The 21,251-nt window shown below is 33.0% G+C and carries 20 protein-coding genes; 11 read left to right on the top strand and 9 right to left on the bottom strand.

Translation table 11 applies throughout. The features are described 5' to 3' along the window. Positions 1–20 precede the first annotated feature (20 nt). Genes ilvN through ilvD form a run of 3 tightly spaced genes read right to left on the bottom strand, consistent with a single transcriptional unit; the run spans position 21 to position 3,982 of the window. The gene (ilvN, locus tag M1D64_RS04195) at positions 21–494 is read right to left on the bottom strand and encodes an acetolactate synthase small subunit (RefSeq protein WP_002482765.1); all 474 of its coding nucleotides are present in this window, start codon (positions 492–494) and stop codon (positions 21–23) included. After that, positions 491–2,281 (bottom strand): biosynthetic-type acetolactate synthase large subunit, encoded by a 1,791-nt coding sequence (gene ilvB, locus M1D64_RS04200; RefSeq protein WP_270892612.1) that lies wholly within the window; start codon positions 2,279–2,281, stop codon positions 491–493. The genes ilvN and ilvB overlap by 4 nt, the downstream gene beginning before the upstream one ends. A 12-nt stretch (positions 2,282–2,293) precedes the next feature. After that, on the bottom strand, positions 2,294–3,982 hold the full coding sequence (ilvD, locus tag M1D64_RS04205) for a dihydroxy-acid dehydratase (RefSeq protein ID WP_037538073.1): 1,689 nt from the start codon (positions 3,980–3,982) through the stop codon (positions 2,294–2,296). 633 nt (positions 3,983–4,615) lie between these two features. Here ilvD and tsaE point away from each other — a divergent pair. The 5 genes from tsaE to M1D64_RS04230 all read left to right on the top strand — a co-directional run bounded on the left by tsaE (position 4,616) and on the right by M1D64_RS04230 (position 7,748). After that, the gene (tsaE, locus tag M1D64_RS04210; protein ID WP_041079879.1) at positions 4,616–5,077 is read left to right on the top strand and encodes a tRNA (adenosine(37)-N6)-threonylcarbamoyltransferase complex ATPase subunit type 1 TsaE; all 462 of its coding nucleotides are present in this window, start codon (positions 4,616–4,618) and stop codon (positions 5,075–5,077) included. Beyond that, complete coding sequence (gene tsaB, locus M1D64_RS04215; protein ID WP_041079878.1) at positions 5,058–5,720, top strand: tRNA (adenosine(37)-N6)-threonylcarbamoyltransferase complex dimerization subunit type 1 TsaB; 663 nt, start codon at positions 5,058–5,060, stop codon at positions 5,718–5,720. The genes tsaE and tsaB overlap by 20 nt, the downstream gene beginning before the upstream one ends. Beyond that, positions 5,693–6,157, top strand: coding sequence for a ribosomal protein S18-alanine N-acetyltransferase (gene rimI / locus M1D64_RS04220; RefSeq protein ID WP_002482770.1), 465 nt, complete (start codon positions 5,693–5,695; stop codon positions 6,155–6,157). The genes tsaB and rimI overlap by 28 nt, the downstream gene beginning before the upstream one ends. Further along, positions 6,150–7,178, top strand: a complete 1,029-nt coding sequence (tsaD, locus tag M1D64_RS04225; protein ID WP_002482771.1) for a tRNA (adenosine(37)-N6)-threonylcarbamoyltransferase complex transferase subunit TsaD — start codon at positions 6,150–6,152, stop codon at positions 7,176–7,178. Before rimI ends, tsaD begins: the two co-directional genes overlap by 8 nt. A gap of 147 nt (positions 7,179–7,325) precedes the next feature. Then, complete coding sequence (locus M1D64_RS04230) at positions 7,326–7,748, top strand: VOC family protein (RefSeq protein WP_129320920.1); 423 nt, start codon at positions 7,326–7,328, stop codon at positions 7,746–7,748. 109 nt (positions 7,749–7,857) lie between these two features. Here M1D64_RS04230 and M1D64_RS04235 read toward each other — a convergent pair whose 3' ends face one another. Continuing rightward, the gene (locus tag M1D64_RS04235) at positions 7,858–9,459 is read right to left on the bottom strand and encodes a MutS-related protein (RefSeq protein ID WP_069838089.1); all 1,602 of its coding nucleotides are present in this window, start codon (positions 9,457–9,459) and stop codon (positions 7,858–7,860) included. 364 nt (positions 9,460–9,823) lie between these two features. After that, positions 9,824–11,752 (bottom strand): ABC-F family ATP-binding cassette domain-containing protein, encoded by a 1,929-nt coding sequence (locus tag M1D64_RS04240; protein WP_115338434.1) that lies wholly within the window; start codon positions 11,750–11,752, stop codon positions 9,824–9,826. A 145-nt stretch (positions 11,753–11,897) separates the two neighbouring features. Here M1D64_RS04240 and M1D64_RS04245 point away from each other — a divergent pair, with 145 nt between their 5' ends. The 6 genes from M1D64_RS04245 (at position 11,898) to M1D64_RS04270 (ending at position 17,729) form a co-directional block, all read left to right on the top strand. Further along, positions 11,898–12,545: a redox-sensing transcriptional repressor Rex gene (locus M1D64_RS04245; RefSeq protein WP_002482775.1), complete on the top strand. Its 648-nt coding sequence runs from the start codon at positions 11,898–11,900 to the stop codon at positions 12,543–12,545. Positions 12,546–12,760: 215 nt separating this feature from the next. After that, the gene (locus M1D64_RS04250; RefSeq protein WP_075340050.1) at positions 12,761–13,849 is read left to right on the top strand and encodes a YeeE/YedE family protein; all 1,089 of its coding nucleotides are present in this window, start codon (positions 12,761–12,763) and stop codon (positions 13,847–13,849) included. 21 nt (positions 13,850–13,870) lie between these two features. Beyond that, entirely contained in the window at positions 13,871–14,095 is a 225-nt protein-coding gene (locus M1D64_RS04255; protein WP_002482777.1) for a sulfurtransferase TusA family protein, read from the top strand. Positions 14,096–14,240: 145 nt separating this feature from the next. Next, a complete protein-coding gene (locus M1D64_RS04260) occupies positions 14,241–15,194 on the top strand; it encodes a LacI family DNA-binding transcriptional regulator (protein WP_002482778.1) in 954 nt (317 codons plus the stop codon). Between the two features lie 85 nt (positions 15,195–15,279). After that, positions 15,280–16,764, top strand: coding sequence for a sucrose-6-phosphate hydrolase (locus M1D64_RS04265; RefSeq protein WP_041079874.1), 1,485 nt, complete (start codon positions 15,280–15,282; stop codon positions 16,762–16,764). Then, a complete protein-coding gene (locus M1D64_RS04270; protein WP_002482780.1) occupies positions 16,761–17,729 on the top strand; it encodes a carbohydrate kinase family protein in 969 nt (322 codons plus the stop codon). Before M1D64_RS04265 ends, M1D64_RS04270 begins: the two co-directional genes overlap by 4 nt. Positions 17,730–17,805: 76 nt before the next feature. Here M1D64_RS04270 and agrA read toward each other — a convergent pair whose 3' ends face one another. The 4 genes from agrA to M1D64_RS04290 are packed head-to-tail and all read right to left on the bottom strand — an operon-like array spanning position 17,806 to position 20,589. Then, on the bottom strand, positions 17,806–18,522 hold the full coding sequence (agrA, locus tag M1D64_RS04275) for a quorum-sensing response regulator AgrA (RefSeq protein WP_002482781.1): 717 nt from the start codon (positions 18,520–18,522) through the stop codon (positions 17,806–17,808). A 12-nt stretch (positions 18,523–18,534) separates the two neighbouring features. Then, positions 18,535–19,830: a quorum-sensing sensor histidine kinase AgrC gene (gene agrC, locus M1D64_RS04280; protein ID WP_041079873.1), complete on the bottom strand. Its 1,296-nt coding sequence runs from the start codon at positions 19,828–19,830 to the stop codon at positions 18,535–18,537. Positions 19,831–19,855: 25 nt separating this feature from the next. Beyond that, a complete protein-coding gene (agrD, locus tag M1D64_RS04285) occupies positions 19,856–20,017 on the bottom strand; it encodes a cyclic lactone autoinducer peptide AgrD (protein ID WP_002482783.1) in 162 nt (53 codons plus the stop codon). A gap of 2 nt (positions 20,018–20,019) precedes the next feature. Beyond that, positions 20,020–20,589: an accessory gene regulator AgrB gene (locus M1D64_RS04290; protein ID WP_075340051.1), complete on the bottom strand. Its 570-nt coding sequence runs from the start codon at positions 20,587–20,589 to the stop codon at positions 20,020–20,022. Between the last annotated feature and the right edge of the window lie 662 nt (positions 20,590–21,251).

Genomic DNA, 21,251 nt, shown 5'->3' on the forward strand with positions numbered 1-21,251 from the left:
TAAGTATAGTTGAAGCTTTGTTAAACTAATGCTGCTGAACCAGTTCTAGAAACTTGTTCAATTTCATATGATGATAGATCATCTAATAAGTTGTCCATTGTATATTGTGGGCCTGAAGCTTGAAGATACGTAAAAGGTGCTTCATGTTTTAATATAGAGACTAGCGCATCATATGGTTTGATTACATTTTGTAAATCTTGCTGATTCGTCGGTGTTTTTAATTTCACTAGCACCAACTCTCTGTTGTAAGTGTTACTTTCAGTAATGTCTTCAACATCAATAATGTTTATTTGTTTTTCTAGTTGTTGAAGTAGATTACGTAACACATCTCTATCAGGTACTTCTGCTACAAAAGTAATGTCCGAAATACCTTCTTCTAAAGTTGGAGTCGCTGACAATGTCACGATGTTAAACTGTCTACGGACGAAGATACTTGTTAAGCGATTTAACGTCCCAGCTTTATCTCTTACTTTTGTTCTAAAAGTCCTTCTCATAATAGACCCTCCATTTCATGATTAGCTTTGCCGCTTGGTACCATTGGTGATACAGGTTCAATAGGTGAAATACGTACATCAATGAGTGCAGGTCCTTCATGTTGAAAAGCTGCATCTAACTGTTGTTCTAATTGGCTTGGATTTTCAACTAAGTAACCTTTCACGTTGTAAGCTTCAGCTAATTTCAAAAAGTCTGGTTGGCCATTAAATACTGAGTGAGAGAAACGTTTATTAAAGAATTTATCCTGCCATTGCTTAACCATGCCGAGTGTACCGTTGTTAATAATGACAATCTTGATATCAAGGTTGTATTCTTCTAAAATGGCCATTTCTTGGTTTGTCATTTGGAATCCACCATCACCAACAAAGGCAACGACTGTTTTATCAGGTGCTGCAAGTTTTGCTCCAATAGCAGCAGGGATACCAAATCCCATTGTGCCGAGACCACCACTTGTTACTAATTGACCATGATTTTTAAATGGAAAGAATTGGGCAACCCACATTTGATGTTGTCCGACATCGGTAGTTACTACGGCGTCACCTTGTGTAATTTCACCAATATATTCAACCGTTCTTTGAGGTTTAGAAAATACGCCGTCCTCATCTTCTTTATATGCAAAAGGTTGTTTAGCTTTATTTTCATTACAAGTTTCTAACCAGTCATCATGTCTAATTGAATAACTATCGAAATCTAATAATGCTTCTAAAGTTGCTTTACAGTCAGCAACGATACCTAAATCTACTTTGATGATTTTATTTATTTCAGATGCGTCGATGTCCACATGTACTATTTTGGCATTTGGTGCAAATGATTCTGGATCACTTGCTAATCTATCGTCAAACCGACTACCAAAGTTAATGAGTAAATCGCAATCCGTTAATGCCATATTGCTGGCATATGAGCCGTGCATACCACCCATACCTAAAAATAGGGGATGTTCATATGGTATAGCACCGAGACCTAATAGCGTACTAACGACAGGTAATTGATGTCTATTTACAAATTCAGTAAATACTTTATTGGCTTTGGCATGATTAATACCTGCACCTGAAAGTACAACAGGCTTTTTAGCACTTTTTAAATAATCACGTAGTTTTTGAATTTCTTCTTTTTTAGGTTGATTTGGTACGGAATAACCTGGTAATTCTAATTCTTCTGTTACTTGTGCGTTTGTTGATAAGATCCCCATATCTTTTGGAAAATCAATTACAACTGGACCTTTTCTACCAGTATTGGCGATATGAAACGCTTCATGAATGATAGTAGGGATGTCGTTTACATTTTTCACTTGATAATTGTGTTTTGTTATTGGTGTTGTCATTGAAAGTAAATCAGCTTCTTGGAAAGCATCTTTACCAATACCAGGTGTAGCGACTTGACCAGTGATGACAACAAGTGGCAATGAGTCACTATAAGCATCAGCAATACCTGTAATTGCATTGGTTGCTCCTGGCCCGCTTGTTACGACAACAACGCCTGTATTACCGGATACTCTTGCATACCCTTCAGCTGCGTGTGTAGCACCTTGTTCATGTCTTGCTAAGATATGTTCAATTTTCCCATCATAAAATGTGTCGTAAAGGGGGAGTACTGCACCACCCGGATACCCAAAGATAAAGTCTACGTTCTCATTTGCAAGTGATTCTACTAACAATTCTGACCCGGATTTCATCTCATCTATTGTTTGTTGTTCTAACTCTACCTCAGGTTCAACGGCTTCAGCTGCTTCTAAAGAATCAAAATTTTCTGACAATTCATTTTCAAGTGTTTCCGTTTGTTTAGACATAATGCTCACTCCTTAAATGAGATTTTCTGGTACTTGCATGATACCCCCTGTATTAGCACTTGTTACTAATGCAGTGTAACGCGCAAGATAACCTGTTTTTACTTTTGCTTTAAATGGTTTTACGTTTTGCTTTCTAGCGTCTAATTCTTCAGTTGAAACATTGACATCTAATGTACGGTTCGTTAAATCAATCGTTATTTCATCTCCGTCATCTATTAATCCAATTGGACCACCTGCTGCAGCTTCTGGTGATATATGACCAACAGCAATACCACGTGTAGCACCTGAAAATCTTCCATCTGTGATAAGCGCTACATCTTTTCCTAAGCCTCGTCCTACAATGGATGAAGTAGGGGCTAACATTTCTGGCATCCCTGGACCACCTTTAGGGCCTTCATATCGGATAACAACTACGTGACCTTCACGAACATCATGGTTATCAATCGCTTCGACAGCTTCGTCATGTGAGTCAAAACAAATTGCTTTACCTTTAAAGACTTTAATGGAAGGGTCTACACCACCAACTTTTATAACAGCACCTTTGGGAGCGATATTTCCATAAAGGATGGAAAGTCCACCTTGTTTATCATATGGATTATCTAAATGTCTTATAACATCACTATTTAAGATTTCTTTATCTTCATTGTTTTCACGTAATGTTTTACCTGTAGCTGTAATTCTATCTGGATGCAATGTACCTTCTTTTTTAAATAATTCGTTTATGATAGCTGGAACACCACCAGCTTCATGTACATCATGCATTGAATAGGATGAGCTTGGTGCTATTTTTGAAAGATATGGTGTTTTCTTAGCAATTTCATTAATTCTTGTTAAATCATAATCAATACCTGCTTCATTTGCGATAGCAAGTGTATGCAGTACAGTATTGGTTGAACCACCCATGGCCATGTCTAATGCAAAAGCATCGTCAATTGCTTCTCGGGTTACAATATCTTTTGGTTTAAGATCGTTTTTAATATTATCTACTAGTTTGAATGCAGCTTCTCTAATCATTTCTCTACGTTGGTCACTTACTGCAAGTGCAGTACCATTATATGGAAGGGCTAACCCTAACACTTCCATTAAACAGTTCATTGAATTCGCAGTAAACATACCAGAACATGAACCACAAGTTGGACAAGCATTTTGTTCCATATCTAAAAATTCATCTTTTGAAATAGATCCATCTTTAAATGCACCAACTGCTTCGAACATTGAAGAAAGTGTTAAAGCTTTACCTTCTGAAGATAAACCGGCTTTCATTGGACCACCCGAACAAAAGATAGCTGGTACATTGGTACGAACAGATGCTAATAACATGCCTGGTGTAATTTTATCGCAATTTGGGATGTAGAATACACCATCAAACCAATGTGCATTAATAACTGTTTCAGCTGCATCAGCTATGATTTCTCTAGATGGTAGAGAATATCTCATTCCAATATGGCCCATTGCAATACCATCATCTACACCGATTGTGTCAAATTCAAAGGGAATCGCACCAGCTTCACGAATGGCTTCTTTAGCTATGTCTGCTAATTCTCTAAGATGTACGTGTCCAGGGACAATATCAATATATGAGTTACAAATTGCCACGAATGGCTTGTTCATATCTGTTGGTTTTTCTAATGCACCCGTTGCATGTAAAAGACTTCTTGCTGGTGCTTGTTGATCTCCTTTTTTGATCATGTCACTTCTCATATTTAATTCCCCCATAAAATTGAAAATAAAAAAAGTGTCCCAATAATTTATTGGGACACTTTAAAGTCCCATTCAACTAGAATAAGGACTTAAACGTTTAGTAGTTTCTTTACTAAAGTTCCAGTCCTATGAGCATAATAAAATGACTAAAATATTTGAAGTTGTTGGTTGAGCTTGCGTTGTATGTTTGGTCATTTTATTATACTCCTCTCGATAGAATGGTTTATTTTTTCTGATTTGTTTGAAATGTCTAAAAATTTGATAAATTAAATTTACTACATCAAATGGGTTGTGTCAATAACTTTTTTTATTTTTCTGTCAATTCAAATATTTCAAAATTAAAGGAACTTGTTTCACTTTGAAGTATTATATGGAAAAATTTGTTAAACTAGAGTAGTTAATTTTAAGATATATATAAAACCGTTAGTAAATGACAAGGCTATTCATAAGCTAACTCATATTAAATAAGAAAATCAGCTACGCACAATAAATTTAATGAAGGAATACCTGAGCTGAAGCTCATGCATAAATGTCGCTAACCAAATCATGTTAGCAGAATACTTGAGCAAAAGCTCATGCATAAAAGCAACTATTCACAATAAATTGTGAAGTTGCTTTAAAAAGGAGAGGCCAATGATAAAAATTAAAAATTTAGAAGATATGGAAACATTTGCTGGCATTTTAACAAAATATTTATCCGCTGGTGATGTGATTTTGTTAAATGGTGATTTAGGTGCGGGTAAGACAACGTTAAGTCAGTTTATAGGCAAAGCATTGGGCGTGAAGAGAAATATTAATTCTCCTACTTTTAATATCATAAAATCTTATCAAGGTAGTCATCTGAAATTACACCATATGGATTGCTATAGATTAGAAAATACGGAAGAAGATTTAGGCTTTGATGAATATTTTGAAGATCAAGCGATTGTATTAATAGAGTGGAGTCAATTTATTTCAGAATACCTTCCTGTAACGTCACTAACACTAGATATTAAAGCTATAAGCCCTACAGAAAGAACCATAGAATTGAACGCTATTGGAAAGCATTATATAGATATTAAGGAGTCGATTTTGCGTGAATTATCTACTGATTGATACATCTAATCAGCCTTTATCTGTTGCTATTATGCAAGATGATAAAGTACTAAGTGAGTTTAATACAAATGAAAAAAAGAACCATTCTGTTCAATTGATGCCAGCAATTGCTAATATATTAGAAGAAAGTCAATTAGATAAAAAGGAACTTGATGCAATTATTGTTGCGGAAGGTCCAGGATCTTATACTGGCTTAAGAATAGGTGTGACTGTAGCTAAAACATTGGCATATGCACTTAATACGAAGTTATACGGTGTGTCCTCATTAAAAGCCTTAGCAGCTACAGTAAAGGAAGAAAACATTTTAATTGTACCTGTCTTTGACGCAAGACGAGAAGCAGTTTATTCAGGTGTATATCACTATCAAAATGGACATTTAGTACAATTGATTGAAGATCAGTATCTTTCGATTACAATGTTAAAGGAATTGCTATATAAACAAGGTGAACCTTTTAAATTTGTAGGGGCAGATACAGAAAAATTAGCTGATTTATTAAACCATGACTGCATACCTAATTTGCCAAAAGCAAAAGAAATGAAAGCACTGATTGATCATCCAACTGAAATTCATCAATTCAAACCCAACTATATTAAAATATCAGAGGCAGAGAGAAATTGGTTAGACCAACAGAACAAGAATTAAATATTCGTTTAATGGGTTTAAATGATGTGCCACAAGTATTTGATATTGAAAGAAATAGTTTTAATGATAGTAGTTGGTCAATTGATGCATTTTATCACGAAGTAGAGCAAAATGAATTTGCTCATTATTTTGTTATAGAATTTAATGAAAAAATTATTGGTTATATCGGAATTTGGTTAGTTATAGATCAAGCACAAATTACCACAATTGCCATTGATGAAACATATAGAGGATACGGGTTAGGACAGTTATTGCTTAAGTATGCTATGAATTACGTGCAGACAAAATGTGACGTGATGAGTTTAGAAGTACGAGTTGATAACGATGTAGCACAACATGTGTATACGAATTTAGGTTTTCAATATGGAGGAAAACGTAAAAATTATTATGGTGAAGGTGAGGATGCAATAGTGATGTGGGTGAATTTAAATGAGTGAAACAACATTGATATTAGCGATAGAATCAAGCTGTGATGAAACAAGTGTTAGCATTATTGAAAATGGAAAAAACATACTTAGTAATATCGTATTAAGTCAAATTGAGAGTCATAAACGATTTGGCGGTGTTGTCCCTGAGGTAGCAAGCAGACATCATGTTGAAGGGATTACGACAACCATTGATGAGGCATTAAACAGTGCCAATACTACAATGAATGATATTGATGCAGTGGCTGTAACACAAGGACCTGGCTTGATAGGTGCATTATTGGTAGGGATTAATGCTGCAAAAGCACTTGCATTTGCTTATGATAAACCATTAATTCCAGTTCATCATATTGCTGGTCATGTTTATGCGAATCATCTAGAAAAGCCATTACAGTTCCCTTTAATCGCACTGATTGTTTCAGGGGGACATACTGAATTAGTTTATATGAAAAATCATTTGAGCTTTGAAGTGATCGGTGAAACGCGAGATGACGCTGTTGGTGAGGCGTATGATAAAGTAGCGAGAACCATTGGATTAAGTTATCCGGGGGGACCTCAAGTAGATAATTTAGCGGCTCATGGTGAGGATAGTTACGATTTCCCTAGAGTATGGTTAGATAAAAACAGTTATGATTTTAGCTTTAGTGGTTTAAAAAGTGCAGTAATTAATAAATTGCATAACTTACGCCAAAAAGGTGAAGCAATAAATGAAGCAAACGTAGCTACAAGTTTTCAAAATAGTGTCGTTGAAGTATTGGTTGGTAAAACAATAGCGGCATGTAAAAATTATAACGTGAATCAACTTATAGTAGCTGGTGGTGTTGCAAGTAATAAAGGATTAAGAGCGCATTTAGCATCCGCATGTGAGTCAAATGACATCAATTTATCCATACCTAGTCCTAAACTATGTACAGATAATGCAGCAATGATAGGCGCTGCAGGTTATTATTTATTTAAAGCTGGTGTGACTGCAGATATGGCATTAAATGGTTACAATCATATGGATATTGAACAATGTTCAATTGAATCATAAAATAATAAAAGAACTGAGATATTTATATCTCAGTTTTTTTGTTAGTAAGTTAAATTTAAACAAATGAAATAAGGGTATAGGTATTTTAGATTAATTGAACAACATAAAATTTTTTGAGATGAAGATTTTTAAAGGAGGAGAAATAAAATGAAAGCTGTACAATATTTCAATTTTCAAAATAGCTTAGCAGCATTAAATTTTTACGAAAAACATTTAGGAGCAACAAATATTCAACGTGTTAGCGGAGACAATGAGATGTTTAATGATATGCCTGAAGAATTTCAAGTACCTCCAGATTTTACGATGAATGCATCTTTTGAAATACTTGGAGAAAGATTTTATTGTAGTGACACGTGGAAAAATAAAAAGATTGATAATAGTGGTGTCATCGTGACATTTACTTTTGACCATAGTAATGAAGCGGATAAAGCAGCTGCTCAAGCATTTTTTGATAAAGCTGTTGAAGCTGGTTGTGAAGTGACGATGCCATTAGGTGCTACGCAATGGTCTGAATTTTATGGTATGTTCAACGATCCATTCGGTATTACATGGATGATTAATGCAGAATAAGTCGTATATCAAATTATAAAATACGCTTAATATTCAATAAGTGTTTTTTAAGTAATGGAGCATATCATGTAATCAAAGTGATTTTTGATTACGTCATATGCTCCTATTTTTAATTATTATGATTTGCTTTAGCTTTAGCACGATGGTAAACATGATTTGGAAATTCCATTATGCGTAATAATTCAATCGCATTTCTGGTATCAGCTTTGCCTGCTTTAATTTTAAAATCAAAAGAGATTTCATTATCTGTGATGGATTCATTAAAATGATAATTTGAATAAGTATCTTCTAATAAAGTGGATAACTCAATATCGTGTGTAGCTGCAATGATTCTAAAAGATTGTAAATGATTTAAATAAGTTAATACGGATTCTGATGCTGCAATCCGTTCCGTTGTATTGGTGCCCTTGAAAATTTCATCAATAAATACATATATCTTTTTATGTGATTGAATATCGAAAAGGCGTTTAATCGATTTAACTTCACTCATGAAGTAACTATCTCCAGATAAAATATCATCTTGATTAACCATTGAAGTATAAACAAGCCCTGGTTTGTAAATAAATTTATGCGCTGTTGCAGTATGAATTGTTTGAGATAACACAATATTCAAAGCGACGGCTTTCATAAATGTTGATTTGCCTGAAGCATTAGAACCAGTTAATAAAATATGTTGATCTACCGTTAAGGAATTAGGTACTGCATCAGAGATGAGCGGATGGGTTAAATTTTCAAATATAATCGAGTCATTCTGTGATGGTTCAGGTATGGTATAGTCATCTAATGTTTCTTGCCATAAAGCAACGGCATAATGATTATCGATACTTGCTACATAATCATAACAGGCCATTACTTCATCTTCGTATGTTTTAAAACTATTTTGAATTAAATGGAACAAATGGTAATCCAACATAAATATTAATTTAAAAAGCATTGAGAAAATTGAAGTTTCATCATTCGTATTCACGCGCCCGAGTATTCCACTAAAACGACGTGCTGTCGTAAAATGTTTGAAATTAACATCTAAACTAGGTGTTTGTTCAAGTTGCTGAATTGCATATGCTTTTTTAATAACATTAGATGTATAGAACATTGAATTTAAATCTTGCTCAAATGTCCGTTTTAAGAAACCACTCAAAATCATATTATAAATACAAGCAATGATGATTAATGGGATTCCAACACTTGGTGATATGAAAGATAAAAGTAAACCTACAATAGGGATATATGTACAAATCATATAAAAGTGATTTCGTTTTATAAATGCAATTTGATCAGGAAAAATTGGATAAATAGATTTTCCGATTTGTGCTAAGTGCAATGACAGTTGATTTCTAAAATGACTATCCGATTTAAAGTGATGTATGAGTGACTGATTATTTACTTCAAACATCTGTCTTAATGTAGCAAAAAGTCTCATTTCACCAATTGCTGTAAAATTAAAATTCATATTTTGGAACACACTATCTAAATTTAAATCGGACCAGGTTTTATCATCGAGTAGTTCATCGCTATCATGCTTATGCTTATATGTATCGAATTGATAACTATAATTATGATTTGGTCTAATGAATGATTCTAATGGTCGTTGTGCTGACCATAACATTTTTATCTTTGTCATTAATTTTTTATTTTCAATGATAGGCATGATGATCGTTAATAATAGGGAGGCTAATATCAATGCAATAATAAACCATAAAATTGCAGGCATAGTTACAAAACTTCCTTTCAATAACTTAAATTTGTACTTGTTCATTATGACATTGTCTCATTTGTTTCACAAACTAGATTTGTCTATGACTACATGAGACGAAAATGATGTCAATAGGGAACGTGCGTACTTATCAACAAATAGTGCGCAACTTGTGGATAAGTCGGTGCAAATGGTGTGGATAGGGATTGAATTCTGAATTTTATATAGAAATAAACATTACATTTTACTTGTGGATAACTAGGATAACTTTGTGGATAGCTTTTATCATAAGTTTTTTTGTGTGAATAGTTTTGGTGATGAATCATGAAATAAAAAAATGAAAGTAGAAAATTCTACTTTCATTTTTTAATGGGATGAGCGTTTAAATTAACTTTTCTTGTAATTCTGCCCATTCAGACATAACCTGTTCTAATTTTTGTTCGGTATGTTGTTTGGATATTGCTAAATCATTCGCTTTTTCAGGGTTTGAATATACATCAGGTAATGTGAGCTGCTCATTGATTTCATTAATTTGCGCTTCAAATTGCTCAATATCCGCTTCACAAGTTTCAATTTGGCGTTCGATTTGACGTTGTTCACGTTTCTGAGCTTTCTGATCAATATAAGAATTAGTTGTTGATGCTTCTATTTCAGGTGAAGTAGGATTCTCTGAGTCTTTTTTCGCTTGTATTGCTGCTTGCTCTTCTACTTTTTCAATGAAGTATTGATAATCACCTAAATACATCGTGCCACCGTCATAATTTAAATCATATACTTTATTAGCTAGTTGATTAATGAAATAACGGTCATGTGAAACAAAAAGAATTGTGCCCTTAAAATTATCCAAAGCTTGTTCTAACATCTCTTTAGAATCAATATCTAGATGGTTGGTAGGCTCATCTAATATGAGTACATTATTACGTTCTAACATTAATAAAGCGAGTTGCAGTCGTGCTTTTTCTCCACCAGATAAATCATTAATAATTTTTTTTACATCTTCTTGAACGAATAGGAAACGACCTAAAACAGCTCTGATATCTTTTTCATTCATAGTAGGGTATTGATCCCATAAATAATCTAAGATCGTTTTATTTGATTTAAATTCAGCTTGCTTTTGATCATAGTAACCTATTTTTAAATTGGCACCCGTTGTGACTTCGCCGCCTAATTGATCATGTAGACCAGCGATGGTTTTAATTAAAGTTGATTTACCTATACCATTCGGGCCAATAATAGCGATATGATCACCCTTTGTAACTTCGATATTAATCCCTTTTGTAATAGGTGTATTGTACCCAATCTCTAGATTTTTTATATGGAATACGTCATTACCTGTATTACGGTCGAAATCAAATTGAATATTTGTACTTTTAGCATCAATCATAGGTTTATTAATGCGATCGATTTTATCTAACTTTTTGCGACGACTTTTTGCCATCCCAGTCGTAGAGGCACGCGCAATGTTTTTTTCTACGAATGTTTCTAAGCGTTTGATTTCAGCTTGTTGACTTTCATAGGCTTGCATGCGCTTTTCGTAATACTTATCTCGTTGTTCTATGAATTGTGCATAGTTTCCTACATAGTGTTGTACATCACCGAGTGCTACATCATATATTTGAGTGACAATTTTATCTAAGAAGTATCTATCGTGACTGATGATTACAATGGCCCCGTTAAAATAATTCAAATAACTTTCTAGCCATTGAGTTGTTTCCATGTCTAAATGGTTGGTAGGCTCATCGAGTAATAATAAATCTGGTTCACTTAGTAACATTTGTGCTAAAGATAGTCGGGTCTTTTGACCACCACTAAAATCATTAATGGGTCTATTAAAATCTGATTCAGTGAAGTTTAAGCCATGTAGCACCGTTTTAATTTTACTTTCATATTGATAGCCATCTTGTTGTTCAAATGTGTTTGATAATGACTCATAACGATCAATATGTATTTTATATGCTTCTGTATCGTATTCATTGGCATGTTGTGCAAGCCAATCCGTTTCTTTTTTCATTTCTAGTTCTAATTTTTTCATTGCTTCAAATGTCTTAGACATTTCTTCAAATACAGTTTGATTTGTGTCTAAGGTCATTTGTTGTGTTAAGTAACCAAGTTTTAAATTTTTACTTTTAGATACATAACCACTATCATACCCTTCGACGCCAGCGATTATTTTCATTAATGTTGATTTTCCAGCTCCATTACGTCCGACAATTCCAATACGTTCGCCCGTTTTGACTTCGAAATCCACATTGTTAAAAATATCTTCACCGTCGAATGACTTTGTTAAATCATTAAGTTGTAATAATATCATCCGATTTGCACCTCTCTATTCAATTATCATTCTACAGTATTCACGCTGTGGTTAAAACTATCATTGTTTATTTTTATGATGCATTCATGTATAATGTTGTAGTGATTATAAGATTATACAGTATTAGACATTGAAATAGGGGGAAATGATCTTGGCTAATCAAAGCGAAAAGATTCCTCGTGCTACATTGAAACGTTTACCGTTATATTATAGATTCGTCAATACATTAAAATCAAAAGGTATAGACAGAGTTAATTCAAAAGCAATTAGTGAAGGCTTAAACATTGATTCTGCAACGATACGTAGGGATTTTTCATATTTTGGTGAATTAGGTAAAAAGGGTTACGGCTATAATATAGATAGCTTATTACATTTTTTTAAAAACGAAATAAGCGAAAACGATGAAATTAAGATTGCAATTGTAGGTGTAGGGAACTTAGGTAAAGCATTATTAACATATAACTTCTCAATACATGATGAAATGACAATAACAGAAGCATTTGATATTCGAGAAGAGGTCATTGGTACACAAATAGGGAAAGTGACAGTTAGTCCATTTGAAAAAATTACAGACATACTATCGCATGAACAGATAGATGTCGTTATTCTGACAACGCCTGAGGAAGCGGCTCAGAAGGTTGCTGATACATTAGTGAAAGCAGGCGTTAAAGGTATATTGAACTTTACGCCTAGTCGTGTACAAACGCCATCCGATGTACAAGTACATCACATTGATTTGGGTATAGAACTGCAATCTTTATTATTCTTTATGAAGAATTATAGTCATAAATAAAATGTAATGAACTAGTTTTTGATAAATACGGCATGTGATAACCATGTGGACAAAGTATTTATGGAAAGCTAGTTTTTTATTTGTCTTCGAGTTGTTAATTATTTTAAAAGCTAGCTGATTTTTAAAATAAATTTTCGTGAAACTGTAAGGTTGAAATTTTATACGAAATCTAATATTATTAATCTTATTGATTTTATCGGGAAAGAGGTTATGATATGACATGGTTAATTATCAGTGGACTGGTCGTAGGCGCTCTATTGGGGTTTGTTATGCAGCGAACACGATTTTGTCTAGCTGGTGGATTTAGGGATATGTATATTCAAAAGAGTAACAAAATGTTTTACGCCTTATTAATTGCGATTTCTGTACAAAGTATTGGCTTATTGCTATTAACTTCAACAGGATTAGTTGAAATACCAGAGTCAACATATCCTATCATTGGTACAGTGATTGGATCATTTATTTTTGGATTAGGTATTATTATGGCAGGTGGCTGTGCTACAGGAACATGGTATAGAGCTGGTGAAGGACTAATCGGTAGTTGGATGGCGTTAATTGCTTATGCTTTTACTTCCGCCACAACAAAATTTGGTTTATTACTACCATTAATGAACGGTTTAAATAAACCTACTAATGTAAATACGAGTATGTCACAAACAACAGGTATTCCAACCTGGGTTTTCGTAATTGTACTCATAGTAATCACTTTATTCTTCGTAGTAAAAACATTACGTAAACCAAAACCAAAATTTGCAGTACCTAAATTAAAGCAAAAATTCACAGGTATACGTCATTATTTATTTGAGAAAAAATATCACCCATTTGTGGCAGCAATCGCAGTAGGACTTATCGCATTGCTCGCATGGCCAGTGAGTGAATCAACTGGTAGAATGTATGGTTTAGGTATTACAACACCTTCTGCAAACTTGGTACAATTTTTTGTAACGGGTGACTTGAAATTATTGGACTGGGGTGTCTTCCTGGTTCTAGGTATATTCTTTGGCTCTTATATTGCGGCTAAAGGTGCTAAAGAGTTTAAATGGAGATTACCGGATAAAAAAACAATACGCAATAGTATTATAGGCGGTGTGTTAATGGGATTTGGTGCATCTGTAGCAGGTGGTTGCTCTATAGGGAATGGTTTAGTTGAGACAGCGACAATGTCATGGAAAGGCTGGATTGCACTTGCTTCAATGATATTAGGCGCATGGACAATGAGTTATTTTGTATTTATTAGACCAATGAAAAAAGCACAAAGCCAAACTTCAAACACGAAAGTTTCATCACAAACGCAAACATCATAATTAAAATGGAGGTAATACGATATGGTACATGAATTAGGTACAGTTGGAATGGTTTGTCCATTTCCATTAATAGAAGCACAAAAGAAAATGAATACATTAGACAATGGTGAAGAATTAAAAATTGACTTCGATTGTACACAAGCAACAGAAGCATTACCTAATTGGGCAGCAGAGCAAGGTTACCCCGTAACGAATTACGAACAATTAGACGATGCTTCATGGACGATTACAATTCAAAAAGCTTAAATATACATTAAACCAATTTGTTTAATCTAAGGTAGTATACCTTGATTGAAGCAAATTGGTTTTTAATTTAAATAGTATTTAAAGCGATTCCATTATGATAGAATTGATATTGTTCATAATAGTGAAGTAATGAGAGTGAGAAACTATGAAAAATATTGATGATATAGCAAAACTAGCCGGTGTCTCTAAAAGTACAGTTTCTAGATATTTAAATGATGGCTCGGTAAGTATGAAAACAAAAGAAAAATTAGATAAAATCATACATGAACATGATTATCAGCCGAATCAATTCGCACAAAGCTTAAGAGCATATCGTACAAATATGATAGGCGCTATCATACCAAGAATGAATTCGTTTGCAGTTGATGAAACGATTAAAGGTGTTAAAACGATATGCGATAAACAAAATTATAGGCTATTGCTTAATTACACCAATTTGAATTCAGATTTAGAACTAGATGCACTAGAGACTTTTTACAGAAGTAAAGTGGACGGGATTATCTTTATGGCCACAGATATTACAGATAAACATTTAGAAGTGATTCATAAAATCAATGTACCTGTGATCATTGTTGGTCAAACTCATGAACAATTACATTGTATTGTTCACGATGATTATCAAGCTGGTTATCTTGTTGGAGATACACTGGGAAAACAGGGCTATAAGGATATTCAATTTTTTGGTGTTACGGAGACAGATACGGCTGTAGGTATATATAGAAAGCAAGGATTTATCGATGGACTTAAAGTTCATGGTATTGAGCCCAGTATTTCGATAACATCTTTTAACTATCAAGAAGCCAAACCAGACGTAGCTAGCGTATTACAAAAATATCCACATTTTGATGCCATCGTAGGGGGGACTGATTCGATAGCTTTAGCTGTTCATAAATATAATTCGGAACATCATATGTCTAAATATATCGTTGGTTTTGGTGGAGATCCAGTTACAAAAATTGTTTCGCCATCTATACATACGGTGAGATATGCTTTTGATTATGCAGGAGAAGTTGCTATGGAAAAATTAAATCAATTAATACAACATAAAGACGTAGAAAAACAAATCACTATTGAAATTGACCATTCGTTTAAAAATTAAACGAAACATGATATTATAAATATGAATAAATGGAACCGGTACCAAAAATGACAATGAATTACTTGAAACTAGGAGGAAGCTCGAAATGGTAGAGTGGACAAAGGAAGCACGTTATCAAAAATATGAAGACGCAGATCAACAATATTTAGCTGAATTAACAGAACGTGTTAATCAATCTAAATACAGACAAACTTTTCATATACAACCTAAATCAGGTTTACTTAATGATCCAAATGGATTGATATATTTTAATGGTAATTATTATATATCACATCAGTGGTTCCCATTAGGACCAGTGCATGGACTAAAATATTGGTATACATATACGAGTAAAGATCTTATTCATTTTAATGCAGTAGGACCAACACTCAAACCAGATACAAACGACGATAGTCATGGTGTATATAGTGGTAGTGCATTTGAATATAACCAGCATTTATATTATATGTATACTGCGAATCATCGCGATGAAGATTGGCATCGAATTTCTACCCAACAGATAGCAAAAATGACAAAGAATGGAGAAATAAAAAAATTTCCAAAGCCTGTCATTTCAGCACCACCTTTTGGTTACACGCAACACTTTAGAGACCCGAAAGTTTATCAAAAAGATGGTACATATTATGCTGTAATTGCTGCACAAAATATTGACAAGCAAGGTCGTATTTTACAATATCGATCCTCAGATATTGTTAATTGGGAATTCCAAGGTGAAATACAAACAAATTTAGATAATTTTGGTTTTATGTGGGAATGTCCAGATTATTTCAATTTAAATGGATATGATATGTTATTATTCTGTCCACAAGGTATTGACGCTGAAGGGGATCAGTTTAGAAATATTTATCAATCAGGCTACATCATGGGACAATATGATATGAATCAATTAACTATGAATCATGGTGATTTTCATGAGTTAGATCATGGATTTGATTTTTATGCGCCACAAACATTTTTAGATGAACAAGGACAGCGTATACTCATTGGTTGGATGGGCTTACCAGAAATTAATTATCCAACTGATGAAGACGGATGGGCACATTGTTTAACTATTCCACGTGTACTTACAGTAGACGAAGGTAATTTAAAACAACGTCCGATTAAAGCACTAGAAAAGTTACGTTCAAATGAAGAAACTGCTTTGGGATATGCTAATAAATTTACGAAACAGTTACATCCATATGAAGGTAAACAGTTTGAATTAATTATTGATATTTTGGAAAATGAAGCAACAGAAGTATACTTTGAAGTGAGAACGAGTAAAACGGAGACGTCGCTAATTACGTATAATACTAAAGAACAAAAATTAACATTTGATAGAAGTGAAAGTGGACCATTGCCTAATCCTGTAGAAGGTACGTCTCGTAGTACTTATTTAGATACACCTTTATCGCAGTTACAGTTATATGTAGATACTTCAAGTATTGAAATTTTCTGTAACGATGGAGAACGAGTGATGTCCTCTAGAATATTTTCTGGAGAAGATGCAACTGGCATTAAAACATCAACAGAATCAGGACAAGTATACTTACGATTTACAAAATATGATTTGAAAGGTGATACACAATGAGACGTCTACTCGCAATAGGTGAAGCACTAATTGATTTTATACCTAATACAACAGATTCTAAACTCAAAGATGTAGAAGGATTTTCGAGACAAGTTGGTGGGGCACCTTGTAATGTTGCTTGTACTACGACAAAATTAGGTGGTCAGGCAGAAATGATTACCCAATTAGGAGAAGATGCTTTCGGTGATCTTATCGTAGAAACATTAGAAGATTTGGGTGTCGGTACGCAATATTTGAAACGTTCATCTGAAGCGAATACTGCGCTCGCATTTGTAAGTTTAACTAAAGAGGGAGAAAGGGATTTTTCATTTTATCGTAAGCCTTCGGCAGATATGCTATATAATGAAGAACAAGTGAGTCAAATAGAAGTAACGGAACAAGATATACTACACTTTTGTTCAGTAGACCTCGTAGATAGTCCGATGAAAATGGCCCATAAAGCCCTAATTGAAAAAGTTAGACATGCTAATGGGACAGTTGTATTTGATCCTAATGTGCGTTTACCGTTATGGGATAGTGAAGCGGATTGTAAATCAGCAATTCAAGCATTTGTACCTTTTGCAGATATCATCAAAATTTCCGATGAAGAACTGTCATTTGTGACAGGATATGAAGATGAGAGCCAAGCAATTCAATGGCTATTTCAAGGACATGTCCAAGCGGTTATTTATACCAAAGGTGCAGAAGGTGCTGCAATTTACTTAAAGGATGGAACAACAATTGTTGAGCAAGGCTATAAAGTGAAGGCGATTGATACGACAGGTGCTGGTGATGCATTTATTGGTGCGGTGATTAGTAGATTATTGGATAGTAATGAGCGAGATATAATCCAGTTACTGAAGAGTGAGGGGCATGCTATCCTAGAATTTAGTAATTATGTTGCTGCTATCGTCACGACGCAATACGGTGCAATAGAAAGTATCCCTTCACTAGACAAAGTGAAAGAAGCATTAAATATTAAATAGGAATTGTTGAAGCAATCAAAAAAGAAAGCCAAACCATTTGTCAGTAATGACTATTGGTTTGGCTTTTTTATGTATATTATATTTTTTTGACATTTCTAACAGATGCATAGCAATGTTCATTATTTTTAAAATAGACAACACGTGACTTAGAGTCAATAGAATCTATATTGTGTCTATTGACGACAAAGCTATTATGACATCTGAAAAATCGCTCATCAAGTTGATCTAATTCTTTTAAATTGCCATAAAACTCAATTTGACGATTATCAAGATGTGCAATCAATCGATGCGATTTAGTAGATGATTCAAAGAACATAACATCATCATATTGGACATAAATCGAATTACTTCCACGTTTTAATTCAATTGTTTCAACACTACTTTCTTTTGAAAGAAGCTTCAATCTTGATTCTGAAGTTTCAAGACAGTCAATAATTCTTGATTTTAATTCATCTGGATCATCTTTAAAAATGAAATCCATCGCGGCTACCTTATAGACAAATGTTAGGTAAGTTAACTCACTGTGACTTGTAACAAAGATGATATTACCTACAGGATCATGTTTACGAATCTCACTAGCAAGTTTGATACCATTAATATCAGCTTCAAGCTGAATATCTAAAAAATAACACCCAATATCATTGAGGTTCTTAGAGCGTTCTAAGATGTCATAAGGATCAGCAGTGGCAACTTCGATTTCCATTGGCTTTTCTTCAATCATGATGTAGTTATTAATAATAGAAACCATGTGCTCACGTTGTCTTTCATCATCTTCACAAATGAATATTTTCACAGTTACACATCCTTATGAATCAGAATTTAAAATTTCTACCTTTTGGATAAAGTAGTTATTATCAATGGTTGTATCTAATAAAACATTTGTTGTGGAATCCGTCAATTCCTTCAGAGTAGATAAACCGAGACCACGATTCTTTCCTTTTGTAGAAAAGTTTTCTTGGAAAAGGGTATGAACTTTTGGCATATTTGGTTCGCATTTATTCATAACGATGAACATAACAGAATCATCTTCGTTTTTAATAAACGCGATACGTATCAATGGATCATCTTCAATTTTTTCTGAAGCTTCTATCGCATTATCCAGTATAATACCAATAATTCTACTTAAATTAATCGTTGACATTTCAATTTTTTCAATTGGGTCAGGTACCTCTATACTGATACGGATACTTTTTTCTTGTGCTTGTAATATCTTTGTTGTTAGCAGTCCTTTAATTTCTCGAATATGTAAGTTCTCAAGACCATTGATTTTAATTGCATTCATTTGCATGCTATCTTGCATTGGAAGTATTTCAGATCGAAAATACTTTCTAAGTCCATTCATATCTTCTTCTCTAATAAAATCAGATAAAGTAGATAAGATGTTGACATAGTCATGTCTGAATTTGCGCATCTCATGGTTAATTTTTTCAATTTGTAATGTGTATTTATAATAATTCTCAATTTCTTGCATATTACGTTTGTATTGTATTTGGCGAATAATGCTAAAAGAAATTGTAATGATAAGAATAGCAGTGGTGATAATGACAACTGCATACATAATCGAAATGAATTTTGCATCACCAAAAGACATCTCTCTATTAGGTAAATAAAAGTAAATTAGACCTAAGATAGTTAATAAAAATAGGCTAACTAATGTTAAATATATTTTATTTAACGATAAGTCTGAAACTGATAATTGTTTAATAAAGAATTTTGCTATATAAGCGTAAATTATGGAGAATATAGTGAATGAAATAGCTACAAATAGCATATAAACACTATCAATACCAATTGCATTTACAATCACACTACTTAACCATAAACTTGTAAAGTTAGCCATGTATAAAATGAAAAAACAGATTAATGAAGTAACAACTCCTATAAATTTGTTTTTATAATACATAAGAATTGTACTTGTAAAAAATAAAAATATAACAGATGCAGAAGAAAAAATAAAAAACAAAATGGTTGAAGGGATTATTATTCCAATAATTGAAATAAAATCCCTTTTAGTATAGCGGATGCCGCTAATAAGTTTCATATTGTAAAATATAATAATTGCTTGTAATAATGAGAAAAACAAAGAATAAAAAAATGTCATATTATACACACTTTCTACATAACTATTATTCGTAAAGATCTGTTAATTCTTTTGGAATTTCAGATTCATCAGTATAACCAAAACAAGGATTGATAGTAGATATTGAACCTATAGAAGCAAAGACTTTAGCGAAATAATTTGAAATAGATTTTGAAATAGATTTTGAAATAGATTTTATAACATTCATTATTAATAATCCTCCTTAGGGAAAAATATCGGGAACTGCAAAATAGATATAATCACAATACCTAATAACATTAATTGCTGGTAGGGCTCATTTAAAAAGAGCGAAATTAATAAAAAGATTAATGTTAAACATATTGCTTTAATTTTTTTACCTCTTCTTAGTCGTTCAGGTATAGGTTGCTTTTTAGTAGCAGAAGGTGCATATATACTAATTATGATTAATCCAGCTAGTGCTAAAGTATACATAATTAGAGATGACACTTGTACATACCCGACTATCCAAGGTAGTAAAACAAAATAAATTACACTTTGTATATAACAAAGTAAAGAATTCTTAGCGTGTGCGCCATGCGCAAAGTGTCTAATTAAAAAAAATGTTAAATGAACAGTTAGTGTGTATAAAAACATATGGCAAAGGAGTGAAACACCATAAATAACAATTGTTTTAAAGAAATTATTTACGACAACTTGCATACCTAAACGCATCTTTAAATATTCAATACGGTCCAAGTTATTTCGTTGTTGCAGTTGTTTAGCAAAATTGTCTATTTTAGCATCTATAAATTTTACCATGTTGGTTTCTCTCCTTACTCGTATTATACAATTGTAATTAAGTTTTATGCGTCTTATTGCTTAACTGTATATTTTGAATTCCTAACTGTTTGAAAATCTTATCTGACTAATTTTATCATATTTTTAAAAACATTTAGGCACGAATTTTGTCGAGTTAGGGAATTTTTAACTCTAAGTAGAAAAATCATGGTTAAATGTACTTGTATCACAAAGAAGTGATTACATTTTACAAATCATTTAATCAAATTTTGTTTGAAATTTTTGTTTGAATGATGAAGTTGGTTAGACTTTTGAGCAGGGGTCTAATGAACACACTAATCTTTGTAACTGTACTTTCTTCGTATAGTTGTTATAGTTACACAATTAGTACTCGTTTTTTCAATTAATTGATTACAAACAAGAGGAGGCTGATGTAGTGACAAACCATTTCTCAGCAGTAATTAGTGATTTCGTAAAATAATACTTTCAGGTACACAACGCGCTTAAGCAAATTAAGCAATCCCTAATTTGAATTTGTAGAACATTCCCAGTCTCAATTCAAATATCATTTTAACATTGTCTATAACAGAGACAATTTAAAGTTTTAACATGTAAGCTATCGTAAACATCATTCAATTTATCATTTTAAATCGGTAAATTCACTAAATTTTTTCATAATTAAT

This window comes from Staphylococcus sp. Z5-21, assembly GCF_056529615.1.

What these genes read in the sequence shown, in the direction of transcription:
- ilvN (WP_002482765.1), bottom strand. Translation starts at nt 494, where the DNA reads ATGAGAAGGACTTTTAGAACAAAAGTAAGAGATAAAGCTGGGACGTTA.
- M1D64_RS04265 (WP_041079874.1), top strand. Translation starts at nt 15,280, where the DNA reads ATGGTAGAGTGGACAAAGGAAGCACGTTATCAAAAATATGAAGACGCA.
- tsaE (WP_041079879.1), top strand. Translation starts at nt 4,616, where the DNA reads ATGATAAAAATTAAAAATTTAGAAGATATGGAAACATTTGCTGGCATT.
- M1D64_RS04240 (WP_115338434.1), bottom strand. Translation starts at nt 11,752, where the DNA reads ATGATATTATTACAACTTAATGATTTAACAAAGTCATTCGACGGTGAA.
- tsaD (WP_002482771.1), top strand. Translation starts at nt 6,150, where the DNA reads ATGAGTGAAACAACATTGATATTAGCGATAGAATCAAGCTGTGATGAA.
- M1D64_RS04260 (WP_002482778.1), top strand. Translation starts at nt 14,241, where the DNA reads ATGAAAAATATTGATGATATAGCAAAACTAGCCGGTGTCTCTAAAAGT.
- M1D64_RS04245 (WP_002482775.1), top strand. Translation starts at nt 11,898, where the DNA reads ATGATCTTGGCTAATCAAAGCGAAAAGATTCCTCGTGCTACATTGAAA.
- ilvD (WP_037538073.1), bottom strand. Translation starts at nt 3,982, where the DNA reads ATGAGAAGTGACATGATCAAAAAAGGAGATCAACAAGCACCAGCAAGA.
- M1D64_RS04250 (WP_075340050.1), top strand. Translation starts at nt 12,761, where the DNA reads ATGACATGGTTAATTATCAGTGGACTGGTCGTAGGCGCTCTATTGGGG.
- agrD (WP_002482783.1), bottom strand. Translation starts at nt 20,017, where the DNA reads ATGAATGTTATAAAATCTATTTCAAAATCTATTTCAAAATCTATTTCA.
- M1D64_RS04290 (WP_075340051.1), bottom strand. Translation starts at nt 20,589, where the DNA reads ATGGTAAAATTTATAGATGCTAAAATAGACAATTTTGCTAAACAACTG.
- ilvB (WP_270892612.1), bottom strand. Translation starts at nt 2,281, where the DNA reads ATGTCTAAACAAACGGAAACACTTGAAAATGAATTGTCAGAAAATTTT.
- agrC (WP_041079873.1), bottom strand. Translation starts at nt 19,830, where the DNA reads ATGACATTTTTTTATTCTTTGTTTTTCTCATTATTACAAGCAATTATT.
- M1D64_RS04255 (WP_002482777.1), top strand. Translation starts at nt 13,871, where the DNA reads ATGGTACATGAATTAGGTACAGTTGGAATGGTTTGTCCATTTCCATTA.
- M1D64_RS04235 (WP_069838089.1), bottom strand. Translation starts at nt 9,459, where the DNA reads ATGCCTGCAATTTTATGGTTTATTATTGCATTGATATTAGCCTCCCTA.
- M1D64_RS04230 (WP_129320920.1), top strand. Translation starts at nt 7,326, where the DNA reads ATGAAAGCTGTACAATATTTCAATTTTCAAAATAGCTTAGCAGCATTA.
- M1D64_RS04270 (WP_002482780.1), top strand. Translation starts at nt 16,761, where the DNA reads ATGAGACGTCTACTCGCAATAGGTGAAGCACTAATTGATTTTATACCT.